The sequence below is a fragment of the Rhabdonatronobacter sediminivivens genome (assembly GCF_013415485.1).
Taxonomy (GTDB): domain Bacteria; phylum Pseudomonadota; class Alphaproteobacteria; order Rhodobacterales; family Rhodobacteraceae; genus Rhabdonatronobacter; species Rhabdonatronobacter sediminivivens.
In genome coordinates this window covers 1-1,725 of record NZ_JACBXS010000105.1, presented here as the reverse complement: position 1 = coordinate 1,725, position 1,725 = coordinate 1, and the positions used below count along the sequence as shown (strand labels likewise).

General features: G+C 65.5%; 1 protein-coding gene. It reads left to right on the top strand.

The genetic code is table 11. From position 1 onward, the window contains the following. Nucleotides 1–297 precede the first annotated feature (297 nt). The gene (locus HUK65_RS18285) at nucleotides 298–1,647 is read left to right on the top strand and encodes a Fic family protein (RefSeq protein WP_179907689.1); all 1,350 of its coding nucleotides are present in this window, start codon (nucleotides 298–300) and stop codon (nucleotides 1,645–1,647) included. Nucleotides 1,648–1,725 lie beyond the last annotated feature (78 nt).

Below are 1,725 nucleotides of genomic sequence, written 5' to 3'. Positions count from 1 at the left end.
ACATCCGTCGCCTCACCCGCCTCATCGCAAGAACCTGAAATCATTCAGACCATTATGAATCGGACTCTGAGAGGCGACCACCACGCGCGCCTTCGCCGCCAGATGGCGACCATGGGAACAGCGGCCACGAGCACGACCATGCGCACGCTTCGCCCGCTATCTGGTCGCCCCAATGAGCAGCTTAAAGAGCTCATTGACAGCGCGGCTCGAATTGCGCGACATAAGCGCGACAGTATGCGCGCCACTTTCGCGTCATGCAGAGCGACACAAGCGCACCAGCGACGGAGGGCTGTCTCGATGAGCAGAAGGGATCAGGACATCCGCGAGGCCATCCTCGCCGCTTTGCCCGGCGATCTGACTGCGGTGCCGCTGTCCCGGATCGAGGCACGGCTTCAGGCCGAGGGCGTATCCGCCAGTCGCCGGACCCTGCAACGCCATCTCGCTGTCCTGGAGCGTGAGGGGCGAGTTTTCCGCGAAGGTCGCAGCGTGGCGATCACCTATCGGCGTGCCGACACCGCGTCGGCTGCGGGCGACAGCGGGATCATCCTGTCTGAGGAGGGCCGCGCGGTGCTGGATCTCATCTCCCGACCCGCGATGGCGCGGCGCCCGGTGACCTACAACCAGGCGTTCCTCGATGACTACGAACCGAACACGACCTTCTACCTGCCCGAGCCGCTGCGCAGCCAGCTGCACGATATGGGCCGGACCGGCGACAGCGCGCGCCCCGCCGGCACCCACCTGCGCGATGTGATCGGGCGCCTGATGATCGACCTCTCCTGGGCGTCATCGAAGCTGGAGGGCAACACCTACAGCCGCCTCGACACCGAGAACCTGATCCGCTTCGGCACTGCGGCCGAGGGCAAGGACCTGATCGAGGGGCAGATGATCCTCAACCACAAGGCCGCCATCGAGCTGATCGCCGAAGCGCCGGACGAGGTGGGCTACGACAGCTACACCTTCCTGAACCTGCACGCGCTGCTGTCGGAGAACCTGCTGGCCGACCCGGCCGCCTGTGGCCGCCTGCGTCGCCGTCCCGTGGACATCGGCGGCAGCGTCTACACGCCGCTGGCGATCCCGCAGCGGATCGAGGCGAACTTCCGCACGATCCTCGACAAGGCTGGCCGGATCGAGGACCCGTTCGAGGCCTCGTTCTTCCTGATGGTGCACATCCCCTACCTGCAGCCCTTCGAGGACGTGAACAAGCGCGTCTCGCGGCTGGGGGCCAACATCCCGCTGATCCGGCACAACCTCTCGCCACTGTCCTTCATCGACATGCCCGAGGAGCCCTATTTCCAGGGCACCCAGGCGGTCTACGAGCTGAACCGGACCGCGCTGCTGGCCGACGTCTACCTGGCGGCCTACGAACGCTCCTGCCAGCGCTACGCCGCCATCGTGAAGTCCCTGCCCGAGCCCGACCCGCTGCGGCTGCGCTACCGCGAGCAGATCCGGGCGCTGGTGCGCGACATCGTGGTGGACGGGCATGCCGACATCGGGGAGTATGTCGCGGATATCACCGACCCGGACACACGCGCACGGCTACAGGAGATCGTCGACGCCGAGATCGCGAACCTGCACGAGGGGAACGTGCTGCGGTTCGGGATCAGGCGCAGTGAGTTCCATGCTTGGGTGAGGCGGAGGGAAGCGTGATTCTAAGAGTCCGATTCATAATGGTCTGAATGATTTCAGGTTCTTGCGATGAGGCGGGTGAGGCGACGGATGTGGGCG